This window comes from Carboxylicivirga litoralis, assembly GCF_025499605.1.
Taxonomy (GTDB): Bacteria; Bacteroidota; Bacteroidia; order Bacteroidales; family Marinilabiliaceae; genus Carboxylicivirga; species Carboxylicivirga litoralis.
Genome location: NZ_JAFMVC010000017.1, coordinates 29027 through 45899 on the forward strand (window position 1 = coordinate 29027; position 16873 = coordinate 45899).

12 protein-coding genes and 1 tRNA gene are annotated in these 16873 nt (G+C 39.3%); 7 read left to right on the forward strand and 6 right to left on the reverse strand.

Features of this window, described 5'->3' with window-relative positions:
- Positions 1-325 precede the first annotated feature (325 nt).
- The 7 genes from J1N10_RS14880 (at position 326) to J1N10_RS14910 (ending at position 8191) form a co-directional block, all read left to right on the forward strand.
- Positions 326-399: transfer RNA gene (locus J1N10_RS14880), tRNA-Arg, on the forward strand.
- A 365-nt stretch (positions 400-764) separates the two neighbouring features.
- Positions 765-1331 carry a TetR/AcrR family transcriptional regulator gene (locus J1N10_RS14885; RefSeq protein WP_262327519.1) on the forward strand — a complete coding sequence of 189 codons (567 nt, stop codon included), beginning with the start codon at positions 765-767 and terminating at the stop codon, positions 1329-1331.
- A gap of 134 nt (positions 1332-1465) precedes the next feature.
- Positions 1466-2542 (forward strand): efflux RND transporter periplasmic adaptor subunit, encoded by a 1077-nt coding sequence (locus J1N10_RS14890; RefSeq protein ID WP_262327520.1) that lies wholly within the window; start codon positions 1466-1468, stop codon positions 2540-2542.
- 3 nt (positions 2543-2545) lie between these two features.
- Complete coding sequence (locus J1N10_RS14895) at positions 2546-5587, forward strand: efflux RND transporter permease subunit (RefSeq protein WP_262327521.1); 3042 nt, start codon at positions 2546-2548, stop codon at positions 5585-5587.
- A 16-nt stretch (positions 5588-5603) separates the two neighbouring features.
- On the forward strand, positions 5604-6362 hold the full coding sequence (locus J1N10_RS14900) for a Clp protease/crotonase-like domain-containing protein (RefSeq protein WP_262327522.1): 759 nt from the start codon (positions 5604-5606) through the stop codon (positions 6360-6362).
- Between the two features lie 30 nt (positions 6363-6392).
- A complete protein-coding gene (locus J1N10_RS14905) occupies positions 6393-7745 on the forward strand; it encodes a TolC family protein (RefSeq protein ID WP_262327523.1) in 1353 nt (450 codons plus the stop codon).
- 41 nt (positions 7746-7786) lie between these two features.
- Complete coding sequence (locus J1N10_RS14910; RefSeq protein ID WP_262327524.1) at positions 7787-8191, forward strand: LytR/AlgR family response regulator transcription factor; 405 nt, start codon at positions 7787-7789, stop codon at positions 8189-8191.
- 187 nt (positions 8192-8378) lie between these two features.
- Here the strand turns inward: J1N10_RS14910 and J1N10_RS14915 are convergent, their stop codons facing one another.
- The 6 genes from J1N10_RS14915 to J1N10_RS14940 all read right to left on the reverse strand — a co-directional run bounded on the left by J1N10_RS14915 (position 8379) and on the right by J1N10_RS14940 (position 16865).
- Positions 8379-9101, reverse strand: coding sequence for a DNA alkylation repair protein (locus J1N10_RS14915; protein WP_262327525.1), 723 nt, complete (start codon positions 9099-9101; stop codon positions 8379-8381).
- 279 nt (positions 9102-9380) lie between these two features.
- Positions 9381-10976, reverse strand: a complete 1596-nt coding sequence (locus J1N10_RS14920) for a glycoside hydrolase family 43 protein (RefSeq protein WP_262327526.1) — start codon at positions 10974-10976, stop codon at positions 9381-9383.
- 211 nt (positions 10977-11187) lie between these two features.
- The gene (locus J1N10_RS14925) at positions 11188-13143 is read right to left on the reverse strand and encodes a glycoside hydrolase family 97 protein (protein WP_262327527.1); all 1956 of its coding nucleotides are present in this window, start codon (positions 13141-13143) and stop codon (positions 11188-11190) included.
- 125 nt (positions 13144-13268) lie between these two features.
- Positions 13269-14648, reverse strand: coding sequence for a cellulase family glycosylhydrolase (locus J1N10_RS14930; RefSeq protein WP_262327528.1), 1380 nt, complete (start codon positions 14646-14648; stop codon positions 13269-13271).
- A 29-nt stretch (positions 14649-14677) separates the two neighbouring features.
- Positions 14678-15664, reverse strand: a complete 987-nt coding sequence (locus tag J1N10_RS14935) for a glycoside hydrolase family 5 protein (protein WP_262327529.1) — start codon at positions 15662-15664, stop codon at positions 14678-14680.
- Positions 15657-16865, reverse strand: coding sequence for an AGE family epimerase/isomerase (locus J1N10_RS14940; RefSeq protein WP_262327530.1), 1209 nt, complete (start codon positions 16863-16865; stop codon positions 15657-15659). Before J1N10_RS14940 ends, J1N10_RS14935 begins: the two co-directional genes overlap by 8 nt.
- Between the last annotated feature and the right edge of the window lie 8 nt (positions 16866-16873).

Genomic DNA, 16873 nt, shown 5'->3' on the forward strand with positions numbered 1-16873 from the left:
CTCAAACAGGCACGCTTATTTTTTTATACGCAACTAACTTTGTATTGTCAGTGAATTCTTGTCATTCTACTTGTGAAGAATTCCGCAGCCAATTCATTCTTCTTTTTTATATTATACTAACTTAAGGCAAATTCCCCCTACATAAAATAGTCTTAAAAAAACACTATAAAAATAACAATACCTTAAGCTTTGATCCTTTGGCAATTGCCCATCTACATGGGATTTTGTTACATTTTTTTAGATTTTTTAGTTTGGAGCTTACAAGTAAATACCCTTTCTTTGCACCGCATTTGAGAACAATGGTTCGCAAAACAACAAATTTATTGGTCTTGTAGCTTAATTGGATAGAGCACCTGGTTACGGCCCAGGAGGTTAGGGGTTCGAGTCCCTTCAAGATCACATAAAAGCCTGTAAGTTTTTAACTTACAGGCTTCTGTATTTTATTGTGCCAACTAATTCTTCAAAAACACTTTCAAGGCATTATCCTGCTTTAATACATTTCTTTCCTGGAGAATCTTTTAACTGCAACACAACTCCATTTTATCAGAAACTGAGATCCTTTCATTGTAAACCCCATCTAGGAGTTAATGCTAAGTATTTAAATAACATCACACTACAGATGATATTTCATGCAGTTTCTATAACAAATGACAAAGCAGTGCAAAAGTTAAAATATATTAATCTTCTCCTTTTAATTTGGACAACAAAGTTTTCCTATCTAAAATTGCACCTAGTAAACTAATATTGATTTTCTCGTTTACATTATGAAAATAGGAGATGAAAATATTGAACGGATCGTGTTTGAAAGAACGAAAGAGCTTTTAATCAGATACGGCATTAAAGGCTGGAACATGGATGATTTGTCCAGCGAATGTGGTATGTCAAAACGCACCTTATATAAGATAATTGGTAATAAAGAGGATTTGCTCTATAAATGTTATCACGATGGGTTTGAACAACGCTTAATGACATTACGAAAACTCATCAAGCAAAATAGCAATTATAACACATTACTTGATAAGCTACCGGAACAAATCATGGCAGATATCGATGAATACATCATTAGTGCTTCCAAAAGTATTAAGACTGAATACCCGAGAATATCGCAAATGATTGAAGATAAGATTGAGGAGCAGAGAATGATACTTGCTAACTTGTTCGACCAATTGAAAGCGGAAGGAATACTGCGTGATAATGTTACGGCTAAAATTATCAATAATTTTATCAATGCGCTGATGAGTTATAATATCTTAAACTGTAAAGACAAGACTGAATTTGTTACCCAAACCAAAGATGAATTAATCTTTTTATTTAACGTTATTAGAAAGTAAACCAGGAGGATAACGCAGACGATTGGACATAAGCTATGCATGTGTCCATTTTTTTTTGAATAAAAGTAAACTACATATACGTACTTAGTTTACTTATAATAGGAAAATAATATTAAAAACCAAAACAAATAACAATGAAAAAAATAACAGGATTAAACTTCTTGCTAATGGGAAGTTTAGCTTTTTATGGTTGCCAGAATAAAACCGAACAAAAAGCGGCTATCCGCCCAGTTAAGGTGTATAGCACCATAAGTAATTATGGTATTGATAATAGAACACTGATTCCTGCCACCATTAACGAAAAGCGTGAAACTAAGTTGGCTTTTAGAGTCAAAGGCCCATTGATGCAACTCAACGATATAATTGGTGATTACGTTGAACAAGGCCAGGTTATTGCACAAATCGACCCACGCGATTATAAAATAGCAGTGGAATCGACACAAGCCACGCATAAATTGGCAAAAGCAGAGTATCAACGTTACAAGACTCTTTTAGAAAAGGAAAGTGTAGCTGTCAGTACGTATGACCAGGTTGAATCAAATTATACATCGGCTAAAACGGCCTTTACTTCTGCAAAAAATGCTTTGGCCGATACTGAGTTGAGAGCACCATTTTCAGGTTATATCAGCAATGTGTTTGTTAACAATTTCGAAGAAGTCAATCCTGGTCAACCTATTGTTTCGTTTATCGACCTCTCCAAATTAGAGGTGAAAGCCTGGGTTTCATTAAACGAATTGAACAAAATTAATGAGCAAACACAGTTTACCTGTTTAATTGACCAGAACGGTATTGAAATACGGATACCCGCAACTTTGAAAGAAATCGGGCATAAAACAAGTGCATCAAAGCAATCGTACCCGGTTTCTGTTATCATTGACAACCCCGACGATATTAACCTGCGCTCCGGCATGTCAACACATCTTGAAATTGCTCATCACGATACCAAGGCTTCTTCTTCCATGCAAATACCTGTTACCTGCCTTTTTAACAGAGCTGATAAAACATTTGTCTGGTTACTAAATGATGGCAACACGGTTTCGTCCAAAGAAATTAAAAGAGGCCGTCTGCTAGCCAATGATATGATTGAAGTGAAAAGTGGTTTAAACGGTGGTGAAAAGCTAATAAGCACTGGTGTGCACTACTTATCCGAAGGCCAGAAAGTTAAAATGTACAATGGATTTTCAAAAACCAATATCGGCAACAAACTATAAGTTATGAATCTTACAGAATACTCGTTAAAAAATAAAGTCGTCATCTACTTCTTGTTGTTGCTTGTATTGCTTGGAGGCATAGCTTCCTACTTTAGCATGGGTAAACTCGAAGATTCGGTTTTTACCATTAAAACAGCATTGGTAGTAACACAATATCCAGGTGCTTCGGCACACGAGGTAGAACAGGAAGTAACCGAGGTCATTGAGCGGGCAGCGCAAAGCATGGATAATATCGACGAGATTTCTTCAAGCTCCTATGCCGGTCTGTCAATCGTTGAAATTGATCTAGAGGAGAAATTACGCTCCAAAGAAATGCCGCAGTTATGGGATGTATTACGCAAGAAAATTAAAGATGCCGAAGGTAATTTGCCTCAAGGTGCTGGTGCACCTAATGTTATTGATGATTATGGTGATGTATATGGAATGTTTTATGCGATAACAGGTGATGGCTATAGTTATGAAGAGCTAAATGATTATGCACAGTACCTTAAACAAGAATTACTACCTGTTGAACAAGTGGGTAAAATCACTCTGTTTGGCAACCGTATTGAGTGTGTCGATGTCATTCTTAACGATGCTAAAAAAACTGAATTGGGTATCAACCCGGGTATTATTGCGCAAGTATTTAATTCGCAAGCGGCAATAGCTGCAGCTGGCAGCATTGAGCTAAACGACCGTTACATCCGTGTATCAGGCAATAATGCTTTTAAAAATCTTGACGAAATCAGAAATACGATTGTGCAGGTGGGTGAAGAGCAGTTTTACCTGAAGGATATTGCAGACATTAAAAAATCCTATTTAGAACCTGCGCAGGGATTGATGAAGCATAACTCCAATGATGCGATTGGCATGGCCATATCAACAACCAAAGGTGGTAATGTGCTGACACTCGCTGAGAATTTACAGCCAAGAATTGAAAATATACGCACTTATTTACCTTTGGGCATTGAGATAATACCCATCTACAGCGAAGCCAGAGAAGTTGAAGCGGCCAACAAAGTATTTATCGTGAACCTGATTGAATCGGTGGCGATTGTGGTTGTGGTCTTACTTCTTTTTATGGGACTTCAATCTGGTTTATTAATTGGAAGTAGTCTGATTTTCTCCATTCTAGGCACCCTTATCATGATGAATATACTGGACATCAGTTTGCATCGCACCTCACTGGCTGCCATCATCATTGCCATGGGTATGTTGGTTGATAATGCTATTGTAGTGACCGATGGAGCACTGGTATCTCTGCAAAAAGGCTTAAACCGCCGCAAAGCAATCGTAGATATTTCGAGCTCAACATCACTACCATTGCTTGGCGCTACTATGATTGCCATCTTGGCGTTTTTACCCGTCTTTCTGGCTCCCAACGCTGCCGGTGAAATCTGTCGCGACCTGTTTTTAGTATTGGCTATATCACTGAGTTTAAGCTGGTTTTTTGCCATGACACAGACCGCCATTACCAATGAGAGATTTTTAAAGGCCCCAAAAAAAATCAAAGATCCATATGGAAGTAAGATGTACCTGTTGTTTAAAGGTTTTCTTATTAAAATATTAAAACGTCGATGGCTATCATTAAGTGGTGTTATTGCTTTTCTTATTATCTCAATGATTGCCTTTGCCAACTTAAAACAGGCCTTTTTTACAGCCATGGAAAAATCCTATTTCGTGGTGGATTATTGGTTGCCCGAAGGCAGTTCGGTTAACAGTGTTGAGAATGACCTGCTCCTTGCAGAGAAGGGTTTATTCGACCAACATGATCAGATTGTCAACATCATAACCAGCATTAGCCAGACGCCACCGCGTTATTTATTGATGGCTCATGCCGAAAACTACAACACCAGCTTTGGTCAGTTGCTGATAGAAACACACAGCCCGGAGGAAACCGATGAAATAATACCATCCATCAAAAACTATTTTGCCGAGCATTATCCTCAGGCACGAGCCAGAGTTAAGAAGTTTATTGCCGGCCCTCCTATTGCTTACAAAGTAGAAGCCCGTTTTATCGGTCCCGACCCGGCTATTTTGCGCGATTTATCGGCTCAGGCAAAAAACATTATGCACAACACGCCTGAATGTGGCGATATTTGCGATGATTGGCGTAATAAAGTATTGACCTGGGCACCACATTATTCCCAGGTAAAAGCTGCAAAAGCAGGCATTAGTCGCAGCGACTTAGGTATGAGTATACAGCAATTGACAAGTACAGGTCTTGGCATAGGTATCTATCGCGAGCATGAAGAAAAATTACCTGTTATGCTGAAAGTTGATCCCAAAGCTAAAAATAGCATCGAGGCTATTGAGAATACAGGTATTTGGCCACAGATGGGCACTCAATCAGTGCCACTGAAGGAAGTCGTTGATAGCATAACCGTGTCGTGGGAAAACAGTGTGATAAAACGTTACAATCGTCAACGTGCCATCACTGTTCAGTGCGATCCTGTTGACTCGGATATGACGGGTGCCACCCTTTTGAGTAAAGTTAAAAAGCAGATAGAAGCAATTCCATTGCCTCCGGGCTACACCTTAATGTGGGACGGCGAGTTAAAACCATCTACCGAATCGCAGCAAGGAACAGGTACCTATTTTCCAATGGCGATGCTTCTAATGGTGTTTATAATTGTGATGTTATTCAACAGTGTACGTCAATCATTGGTGGTGGTGGCCATCATTCCCTTGTCAATCATAGGGGTTGGCATTGGTTTGTTTGTAACGAATAAAGCCTTTGGTTTTATGGCTATTGTTGGCTTTTTAGGTCTGATTGGAATGGTACTTAAAAATGCCATTGTATTGATGGACCAAATTAATATCAACCTGCATACCGAAGGCATGCCCCCCTTTCCTGCCGTTGTCAATGCTGCTATCAGTCGTTTGCGTCCGGTGTTTTTAGCCGCTATTACCACCATATTGGGAATGACACCAATTATCACCGATGCCATGTATGGCTCTATGGCTGTTACTATCATTTTTGGACTCTTGTTTGCCACCATACTAACACTGGTGGTAGTGCCTCTACTCTATGTTATTTTTTATGGAATAAAAGCAAGTGAATAATTTCAATTTGACGATAATGACAATAAATATCAATAATAAATATTTCTACAGCGAGCATAACGAAACAATCGTTACGCTTCACCTGGATTACTCCATCTTTTTGGAAGATGAATCGTTTACACACAAAAATAAGCTTCTGGAGTTTTTAGAAATGATTGAAAGCAATAAAACCATAACAACCCTGATTATCAGTAATGATTATCCTGGCTTTCAACTGGATACCTATAAAGATAAATGGGATACAATTTATGAAAGCACCGACTTTGAAAGTAACATAATCAGGGTGTTCAGAACCTACAACCAGGTTTTCTTAAAGATTAAATCGATGCAGAAAATTGTGCTGGCGATGTTCTCCAAGCCAGTTAATATTATGCTTTTTAACCTGGGTATGGCAGCCGACCTACGATTTGTCTCGCGCGATTTTTATGTGGATAACAACAACTACAACTTTGTGAATATTCCTAAAGGAGGCGCCGCATTTTCTGAGGCAAGGCTGATGTATGTCAACCCCGTAAAAATGCTGTTTCAGTCCGACAAGATATTCTCGAGTGAGATTTACAAGAAGCACCTGGTCGATGAAGTTGTTAATCCTGAAGAACTGATGGAACGTGTAATGACAGTAGCCAAACGTTACAGTCAGTTTAATTACATCGAATTTGAAGCCGTAAAAATGGTTAATACCAGCATTTTGAAGCGAATCGACCTGTTATTACAAAAGGAAAATGACTATTTACTAAGCTGTATTCGTAAAAAGAAAAATGCCGTACTCAACTAGTCTGCTCTGTCAAACCACAAGAATAATTCAATGAATATCACTATATTAAAACTATCAGCAGCCATACTAATATGCCTACTGACAACCGTTTACACACCAGCCCAGGAGTTATTGACTCTTCCTTTGTGCAAGCAAAAGGCACTTGAACACAACCAAACACTCAAAGTTGCCCTGTCTGACTTGCAATCGAGTGAATATGCTGTTAAACTCAGTAAAAGAGCCTATTTACCAAGCTTTGACTTTTCATCGACCTATACCTATTTGAACGACCCGAATCAAATGGTGATGCCTGGCTATGAACTGCCAACCATCGATGGCTTGCCAAGCGGCGTATATTCGCCCGGAGGGGTAACTGATTTGGCCTATAACAATTCCTATTCGGCCCAGCTGGGTGTTAGCCTGCCGATATACATGGGAGGCAAATTGCATCATGCCCAAAAGCTATCTTTTATTTCTCACCAGTTGGCGAGTGACAATGTTGATTTGACCAAATCAGATTTGCTACTTGATGTAGAGCAAAAGTATTGGGGATTGGTGGCTTTGCAGGAACAAAAAAATGTGTTGGAGAAATCTATTTTACTCTTAAAAGATGTACTAAAAGAAGTGAATAACCGCTATGAAACTGGCATAGTCACCAAAAACGAAGTCTTAAAAACACAGGTGGAGCTTAATAATGCCGAGCTGGCTTTAATCGAATTAAGTAATAACATTGAACTGGCTAAAATGAGCTTGAACCAAGTTATAGGCCACGGCATTTTATCGTCAATAGAAATACAGGATTCGATTATGATTATCTCTGATGATTTATCATCTGTTGATTTTAATGTTGAACAACTAGCCATGCGCCCCGAAGTCAAAATGCTCAACAGTCAGGTAGAACTCTCGAAAACACAAAAAAAGATGGTTAATGCAGATTATATGCCACAGTTGGTTTCGTTTGCCAACTATGTGGCTCAAAACCCGAACCATTATGCCAAACAAGAAAACGAATTGACCTTTAATGCCGGTGCTTCATTAAGCATACCGGTGTTTCATTGGGGCGAAAAACGCTTAAAAAAGCATCAGCAAAAGATGGCTATTCAAAAAGCTGAGTATAACCTGGATCAAAACCTCGAATTTATCACGTTAGAAATCAGGCAGGCTGTTTTTCGATTAAAAGAATCGTTGATAAAGCTAGAATTTACGCAAACATCATTAGCACAAGCTGAAGAAAACCTGAAGCTGGAAACGAACCGTTTGATGGAAGGTATTACCACCACTCGCGAACTGTTGAATGCTCAGGTGCAATGGCAACAGTCTCATGCCGACTATATCAATGCCAAAACAGACGTAAAAATTAATGAGGCAGTTTACTATAAAAGTATAGGACAACTTACTATTTAGTTTTTATATAACGATTAAATCAACAATTATGAGGATAGTATATGAGCCATTCTTTAGCAAGCATACCTTTGATGCACACTGTTGATATTTCAATGCGACAACAGAAATATCGCTCCCGATTAATTGTGAACAAAGGCAATACATTTATTGTATTACCAGTAAAAGAAATAGCCTACTTCCATGTGGAGGGAAATGCCTTGTCTGCCATTGGTTTTGATAAGAAACAGTACCTGCTTAATACCAATATGAGACTATTGGAGGAAGAACTAGATCCACGTATTTTTTTCAGGAGCAACCGTCAGTTTTTGCTTAACATAGCCTGCATCAAGCGTTTTGAGCTATACTTTAACGGCAGGCTGGTGGTAAAAACCATTCCTGTAAGTCATGAAAAGATAATTGTTAGCCGTCAGAATGCCAATAAATTCAAGGAGTGGATTGATAGCTAACAAAACGATATGTTTTCTATGATGTGTCAACCATCTGCAACAATGGTTGATTAATTTAATTCCAAATGTTAGTAAGAAAGGCTGTTTCAACGGAGACAGCCTTTCTTTTTAATAAGTGTTTTTTCGAGTGAGGCCGCAAGGGGGTTCTTTGGTTTTGTATACAATTTCGAAAACACATGTCATGCTACTATTTTTTTACCTTTTTAAACCGAGCTTTGTTCTCTTTATCCATCTTTTCGGTGGCATATTGGATAATCTTGCGGCCGCATTCATCTTTCCATTTAAGCAGAAAGGTTTCGGCAACACCAGGTTGTTTTTTCCAGATTTCTCTTAATAGTGTGCCTAAACCTTTCTGAACATCTTCTTCTTCATCCTGCATTAATTTATCAATGATTGGCAAAACAAGCGTAGGATCTCCTTTCTTTTTAATTATTTCAACAAAAGTAACAGGCACTGCCCTTCTCTTCCATTTCGATGAAGACCTTGTCCAACTTGTAAAATCCTCAATTTGAACAACTCCTTCGATAATAAACTGTGACAAAACCAACATACAAAGTACATCGGTATTGGCCCAGTTCTGAATGCCATTTTCCAGCCACTTACCTACCCTGTCAAATGTATCAGGCGTGAACTCTGCTTTTTTTGACGCAATAAAATGCGCCGCAAAGCCAGCCTCTTCAAAGTTGCCTGTTGCAACCAATCTATCGCCCAAGTCAAGGTAATCATTGATAGAAAGTTTATCTTCCCAAGCTGCTAACCATTTACTTTTCTGAGCTTCAAATAATTTTGATTCAATACCATAGCCATTATACCCCTCTTTAAAATAGCGTGAATATTTGGTAACAATAGCTTCATCGGCATTTGCTTTACAAAAAGCTTTTATTTCCTGGTGAATTTCGTTTAGGTCCATAGCGTTTGGTTTTTATCAATTAATTGGTTTACACTTATATAAATCATTACCTAATTATTTAATTATCGAAATTAAAAAGAAAACAGTTTTATAACAACCACATTAATTAATAGGTAAGTTCTTGGCTTCTTCAATCGGATAAAGATTTTTGTTTGTTACAAGGATAATGAGTGCGACTTTGACGATCTTTTAACTGTATAGATTAAGGTATAAATAAAAGAAAGCGGCTGTTCAATACAATAGTTGGACAGCCGCTTTTATTTGCAAAACAGAGTACTTTTAGGGCAATTCCTTATACTCAAACCAGTCAAACACAGCATAACTTTTAGATACCTTTCCATTGCTGGTGGCATACATGCCCACTCCTGGCCCGTTAAACTGTGTGTTGCCATGGCCATCGGCGATAACCACCAGGCTTTCTGAGCCACCTATCGGCTTTAGCGAATCTTCGGTTTCACCAAAGCTAAACTGTACCTCCAGGTCGTTGCCCTTTACATGGAAAACCACTTCTTTTTTGGTATAAGGCACTCGAGCTAGCTCTGTCACTTCACCTTTAAACGATTGCATCAGCACCAATGACTTTTTGTCTTTTAATAACTTAAAATGATTTTCATTAGTACGATAAATGGTTAAACCAGCTTGCTCATTGCTCCTCGACGTTTTAAAATTCATTTTTGTCATGGCTTCAAAGCTATGGTGTTCAATTCGCTGCAGCAATACCGAAGCATTAACCAAGCTATCCATCACTTCTTTACGCAACTTAAGTTGTACCTTTCCATTGGCAACATGGTAAAAATCCTCTTTAGGAGTTCGGATGGTGCACCATTTCATCCCCAGCTTATTTCCATCAAAATTATCGCGCATTGCCTCTTTCTCAAAAGGTGTCCACGGCAAGTCTGGTCGCTTTTGTTTCATCAGCACTTTTCCTTCCCCCGGATTAAAAATAGGCGTTTGTCCCTCCCATTCAACCTTAGCTAAAAATGTTTCTCTGCCAAGGGTTGTTTCTTTATTGATGCGACGTTTACCAAGCATTACACACCACCATTCACCATTTTGTGTTTCCACCAAATCACCATGACCAATAGCATGTAAAGGGTAGTCTTCGCCATAATGACGATGCGTTAAAACCGGGTTGATGTAGTCACTGACATATGGGCCATTAATTGAATCACTATGGTGCACTGTTAAAGCGTGATACATTCCTGTCCCACCTTCTGAAACCATCAGGAGGTATTTCCCATTAATCTTATAAATATGTGGTCCTTCGGTGTAAGAAGCATTGTTGGCATGGCCAAAGCTTAAATTCATGCGCTCTCCCACCAGTTTTTTTTGTTCCAAATCCAGTTCCTGGTTCCAGGCTACGGTTTGTGTGGGCCAATCTTCTTTTTCAACACCAACCATACCTGTGTAGTAACAGGTGCCATCGTCATCCCAAAACAATGACGGATCAATACCTGGTGCATCGGGCAGCCAAATTGGATCAGACCATGGACCTGCCGGATCGGTTGCCGTTACATAAAAGTTCATCTTACATCCCACACAAGTATTGATAATGTAAAACACACCATTGTGATAACGAATAGTTGGTGCAAACAAGCCCAACTTATCGGGCAAACCATCAAAATCAACCACGTCAGGTCGGTCAATAGCATGGCCAATCAGTTGCCAGTTAACCAAGTCTTTACTGTGGTAAATGGGCAAGCCTGGGAACCATACAAAAGTGGAATTAACCAGATAGTAGTCATCACCAACCCGACAAATAGATGGATCAGGGTGATAGCCAGGTAAAATTGGATTGTTAAAGGTTAAGGGTGGTTCCTGAGCCATCATTAAACCACTCATCACCAGAAATATGCATAATTTAAGTACTTTCATAATTTTAATTTCTATTTCATAGTTAGAATTCATCTTCTCAATTAGCTTATCGATATTACTCGCTGATGCAATTCACTCAATATGAAAAATTGTTGCGCTTATAACGTGCATCCTAAACTTTCTTAAAACCAATGTTGTTCGCATCATTTTTCCCTTTTCTGAGTACTTAATTCAATCAAAATAGCTCACAAAATAGAAATTAAACAGTTTCCTAGTTCTTCTTAATAATGGCCGTCCATCCACCACCTGATGCCAAATCAATAACTATTTGATTGTCTGAATTTGTTTCCTTTTGTTCAATTTTATAGTCCTCAGCATTGCGCTCGGCATTGATGCCATCTTTAAAAATCTGCATCTGATATTTCCCTTCACTGAGAAAGGATAAATCCAATTGTAATTCCCGCTTATCCCAGTTGGTCATCGCGCCAATGTACCAGGTGTCACCCTTGCGGCGGGCCACTGCAATATATTCGCCTACAGCACCTTTTAACACTTTTGTTTCATCCCAGGTAGTAGGAATCTGCGTAATGAAATCAACGGTTTCCTGCTCCTTGTAGTAGATAGATGGTGATTCGCACATCATCTGCAAAGGCGCTTCATAAATCACATACATAGCCACCTGGTGGGCACGGGTCCCGAGGCTCATAGGGCGTTCAAAGCTCTCAGCGTAATTCAGGGGGCGTGCATTGCGCATGGCTCCTGGCGTATAATCCATTGGCCCGGCTGCCATTCGAATAAATGGAATCGTCACATTGTGTTTGGGTGTTATTTCATTGCTCCATTTGTTGTTTTCACTGCCTTTAACTCCTTCATAGTTTAGTACATTTGGGTACATCCGACGCAAACCTATTGGTTTAAAGGCACCATGGAAATTGACGAGCAATTCATATTGAGCACAAGTCTTTGCTATTTGCTCATATGAGTTAACCATATACTGGTCATTGCGTTGCATAAAATCCACCTTTATACCTTTGGCTCCCCAGCTCTTATAAGTTTTCAGAATTTCATCCATATTTTCATCCAATGGTTTCCAAAGCACCCAAAGAATGATACCTACATTTTTCGATTCGCCATAGCGGATAATTTCCTCTACATCCATATCCGGATTAAATTCCAAAATTTCCGTGGTCGATTTGGTCCAGCCTTCATCCAAAATCACATATTCAATATTGTTAGCCGAAGCAAAATCAATATAGTATTTATATGTTGCGGTATTTAAGCCCGATTTAAAATCAACGCCTGTAATATTATTAGCATTGTACCAATCCCAGGCCACTTTACCTGGTTTTATCCAGTCGGTATTTTTAATTGCAGTAGGATTGGCCAGTTGATAAGTCAGGTTACTTTCCACAAATACCGATTCATCCTGACCAATTATAAAAACACGCCATGGATAAGCTCTTCTCCCATTAACCTGAGCTATATAATTGGCTTTCTTAGTGAGAAGTTGATCGCGATCAGGCATTGCAGGATTAGGAAGTGCTTCGAGTACATATTTGGGAAACAATGTATTAAAACGTTCTCCATCTGTCTTTTGCAGAAACATACCTGGATAGTTTAGTAATGCAGTTTCGGTAAACAGCACCTTGCCATTAGCTCCTGAAAACATTACCGGTAAGCTACAAAATTCATCAGTTTTCAAATCTGAAATGGCAACATCGTGGTAAAAACGCTCATTATGCGAATACATCGATTCTTCTTTGGGAAAAAGAGATCGTGTTCCTGTCGGAAACGATAAGTTCATTGTTTCGGTAATCACCTGACGTTTTGCTTTGTTTTCATCAATAAAACGGTAGGCTATGCCATCGTTAAAAGCCCTGAATTCAAGCTTATATTTGCCTTTAAATGAAAAGGTCAATAGATTATACTCATCGATTATTTCTGAATCTTTATAAGAAATGACCGGATGTATAAGTGCTGAATGCTGCTGGTGTTGGTGTTTCGCTAATTTTGGATGGATGCCAAAATCAATACCAGACGAAAAATCCATGGCTATTTCTGTTTTATCAATGACCGTCTTTCCATCTAAAACTGCTAGCCAGGTAATTGATTTTCCAATATTTATGTGAACTTTTAGGTTCTTTTCAGGTGAAAAAAGTTCGAAATCCTGGCTATTAACCAATTGTCCCATAAACAGAACGCTTAGAACCCAGATAAATCGTTTCATAAAATTAAATTTTAGTTTTGTAATACTATCTGTATCAATGATAATGTGTCTACTATCGGTGAATTATAAACAAATATAAGAACAGATAGCATAGTCGTTTTCAATCAATCAACCTTTATTTGATTTTATTGATTTTGTGCATTAACAATGGCATCTGCAATTTCTGGATAAACCCATTGGTAGCTATGGCGATCAATAATACCAAAGTGATCGCTGCTTCCATTATCCCACCAAACCGGACAAATACCCCGTTGAAGGCAGCCATTGACAAAATATGCAGCATGCCTTACACGATCTTCTATGTTGTTATGATGCAAACTACCCCATTCGCCCATCACCACAGGTATACCTTTGGAGATAAAGACATCAACCAGGCGCTCCAACTCAGCATCCATAGCTTGTTTTTCGGCATTGGTACCCCAGCTGGTAACATAATCTGTTTCGGCCAAAGCAAATTTATAGGGGAAGTAATTATGTACCGATACAATTAATTTCTCAGATTGAGGCAGAACTAAACCATTGATGGCGACTGACGCAGATGAAGCCGCATAGGACGAAATCATAATGTATCGCCCGGTATTATTGCCACCTGTTGCACGTATAGCTTCTACAGCCGCTTGATGCAATTGGTTAATACAATCGCGTCCTTCTGGTGTTCCTCCCGTCCATTCTTCGGCTGAGCCTTTAAGGCGTGTTTCATTAAGTGTTTCAAATATCAATGTATTATCGTAGTCTTTGAAACGTTCTGCTATCTGTGTCCACACTTTAGCCAATTGACTTTTAGCCCTCTCGATCTCTGCATAGGTTGGTATCAGCCATTCTTCATCATGATGAATATTAATAATCACATTCATATCATTATCTAAACCATAGTTGGCCACCTCTTCCACCCTGTTTAGCCATTCTGCTTCAATGGTGTAGTTAGGTTCAGAGCCCATATGATATTGCCAGGTCACAGGTACCCTCAACGTCTTAAATCCTTTCGCTTTAATAGCATCGATAAGTTCTTTGGTCGCTAATGGATTTCCCCATTGTGTTTCATCAACATTTTTGGTGTCGAGGGTATTTCCAAGATTCCATCCAACACCCATATTGGCAACAAACAGCATATCTTCATCAGCCGGTTCGTAAACCTCTTTCGTTGTAAAACTAATCTTAATCGTTTCTTCCAGTTCAATACCAAAAGTATTTACAACAGCTCCATTGGGAATCACAAGTTCATACTGAGTATTGGACTCAAGTGCAGCATCGATCAACAGCTTTGTAAAAGAAGCTTCAGCATTCACCACTATATTATTGATGGTAATGCCATGGTTCGATGATAAGGTGATGACTTCGTCGAAGGTGACTTCTATGGATGTGTTGACATCAACATCGGTACTTCCGTTAACCGGCAAACTCGATTTAAACACGGGTGCCGAGTGTTTAGTGTCATCTTCTTTAGAGCAGGCCTGGCAAGCCCAAAGCTGTATGGCCACTATGCAAATAATACCTATTTTTAGCATGTTATCTTAATTTTTTATTTGCTGAATTATTAATTAAAAACAGATGCTTTAACAGCTGTTTGCCGAATGCCCAATGGCGAATTTAAAATCTCTTTTCCCCACCAGGTTGGTGTTTGCCAATCGCTATATTCCACCAGATCGAGCCATTTGTTTTCTTCGTTATTGCCGGTCCACGACCAAGCCAGGTATCCCATTTTTAATGCATCACATGTTTTGAGAATTTGTTGATGATCAACCTTACAGCCTAAATTATTCTCTCCTTCGCTAAAATTATATCCAAATTCGCCAACGATAAGAGGTAATTGCTTAGCATGTGCGTCTTTTAAGTCATTCTCAATCTTTGTTTTGTCATTCCACGAACCATACATATGCACCGAAAATAGTAGATTATGCGCTGAATCAAAATCGATTAACGCTTGTCCATACTTCAATATCGGACTGCTATTTTGTCCCCAACCAGAAGCGTCAATCACAATAGTCGAACGATAGCCGGCCTCACGAAGCATTTGAATGCTTTTTTTATACGCATCGCGCCAGTATTCATCGTTCATAGTGTTTTCGCCCCATTCATTGGCAATGTTTATAAGCAGATATTTCTCGTATTTGCGGTACAAGTACAACATTTCATCACTGGTGTAATAAGCGGCCAGCTTTAGTAGCTTTGTTTCGGTTGAATCACCGGTGGCATTGTGCAGTTCCACCATGGGAATCATCTCCAAATCAATGCATTTTTGAAGAATACTATCCAGACCGCTGGCAGGTAATCGTGTTTCCCAGACAATGCGCACACAATTTACTTTATTCGCTGCAATCACATCCAATGCCTCAAACGACGCCTCGGGGTGCCAGGCATGCGGCACATTCACCCCACGCAGGACAAATGCATTATTATTGGCATCCAATAACCGGGAGGCATTGGTCGTGAAATAACCATTTCCGGAGCCTGACTCGGACTGGCAGGATAATAGGACAATCACCAACAGTAAACTGGCATTTTTTATCAAGCGTTTAAGCATATCCAAGTGTTTTTAATCGATTAATCGCTTCCATTAAAGCGCGTGAATTGTGATACGGACATTTCCAAAAACCAACTTTGGGCGGAACATTGTCTGGTTGACCAGTAACATCAACTTTCCAGTACCACTCACCTTTTTCCGTATCAACCATATACTGTTGTATGAAGTTCCAGACACGTGTACTTGCTTCAAGGTATATTCTATCCGAGGTATTTTGATAAGCATCCAACAATCCCACCATGGCTTCGGCTTGTGGCCACCAATGTTTATCAGTATCAAGATGACCATCCTCTTCCAACTCATAAAAGATGCTTCCATCTTTATCCACACCTTCGACCATGGTAACATCCACCATTTTGATGGACACCTCTTTCATTTGTTCAAGCAATTCATCATCCTTGATAAAATGAGCAGCTTCATTCAACAACCAGGCGCCTTCAATATCGTGGCCATACGAGACGATCGATGATTTACTGGTCCAGTCGAGGTCGAAGAACAACTTAAAATGCGCCGTTTCGCTATCAATGATTTTATCTCTGAAAACAGCTATCAAATGCTGAATACGTTCTTTTAGTGCAGCATCAGGCCAAACCCGGTACAGGTTGGTATATGGTTCAATGATGTGCAGGTGCGTATTCATCGACTTGGGTTCGTTGGCGTCTTTTTCGCTTAAGCGCATATCGTCCATTGCTTGCCAATTATTAGTTAATGCTTCGATATAACCGCCATGCTTAGGCTCATAAAAATGTGTTTCGATTAATTGAAACAATTGAGTGGCATAATCGAGGCTTTCTTGGTTGCCAGAAGCTTTATAGTATTCTGAAAAACCATAAATACCAAACCCCTGCGCATAAGCCTGTTTCCGGTTATTTTTAACGGTGCCGTCGGGATTTAATGACCAGAATAAACCGCCATTTTCTTGGTCCCAAAAATACTGTATTAGGTAGTTATAAGCCCGATCTGCCAATTGCAGGTATTTATCTTCCTTAAAAAAGTTATAAGCAGCAGAAAAAGTCCATAACAGGCGGGCATTCAACACCGCTCCTTTTTCTGCATCGGCCTTAACGAAACATTCTGCATTCATCTCACCAATAAACCCCTCATGAATCTCATCCAGCGTGTTGTTCGCCCAAAACTCCAGAATATTTCTTAGTTCGGCTTCCATTTCAGAAACCATTGTTGCATCTACTGTTTTATCCATCACTATTC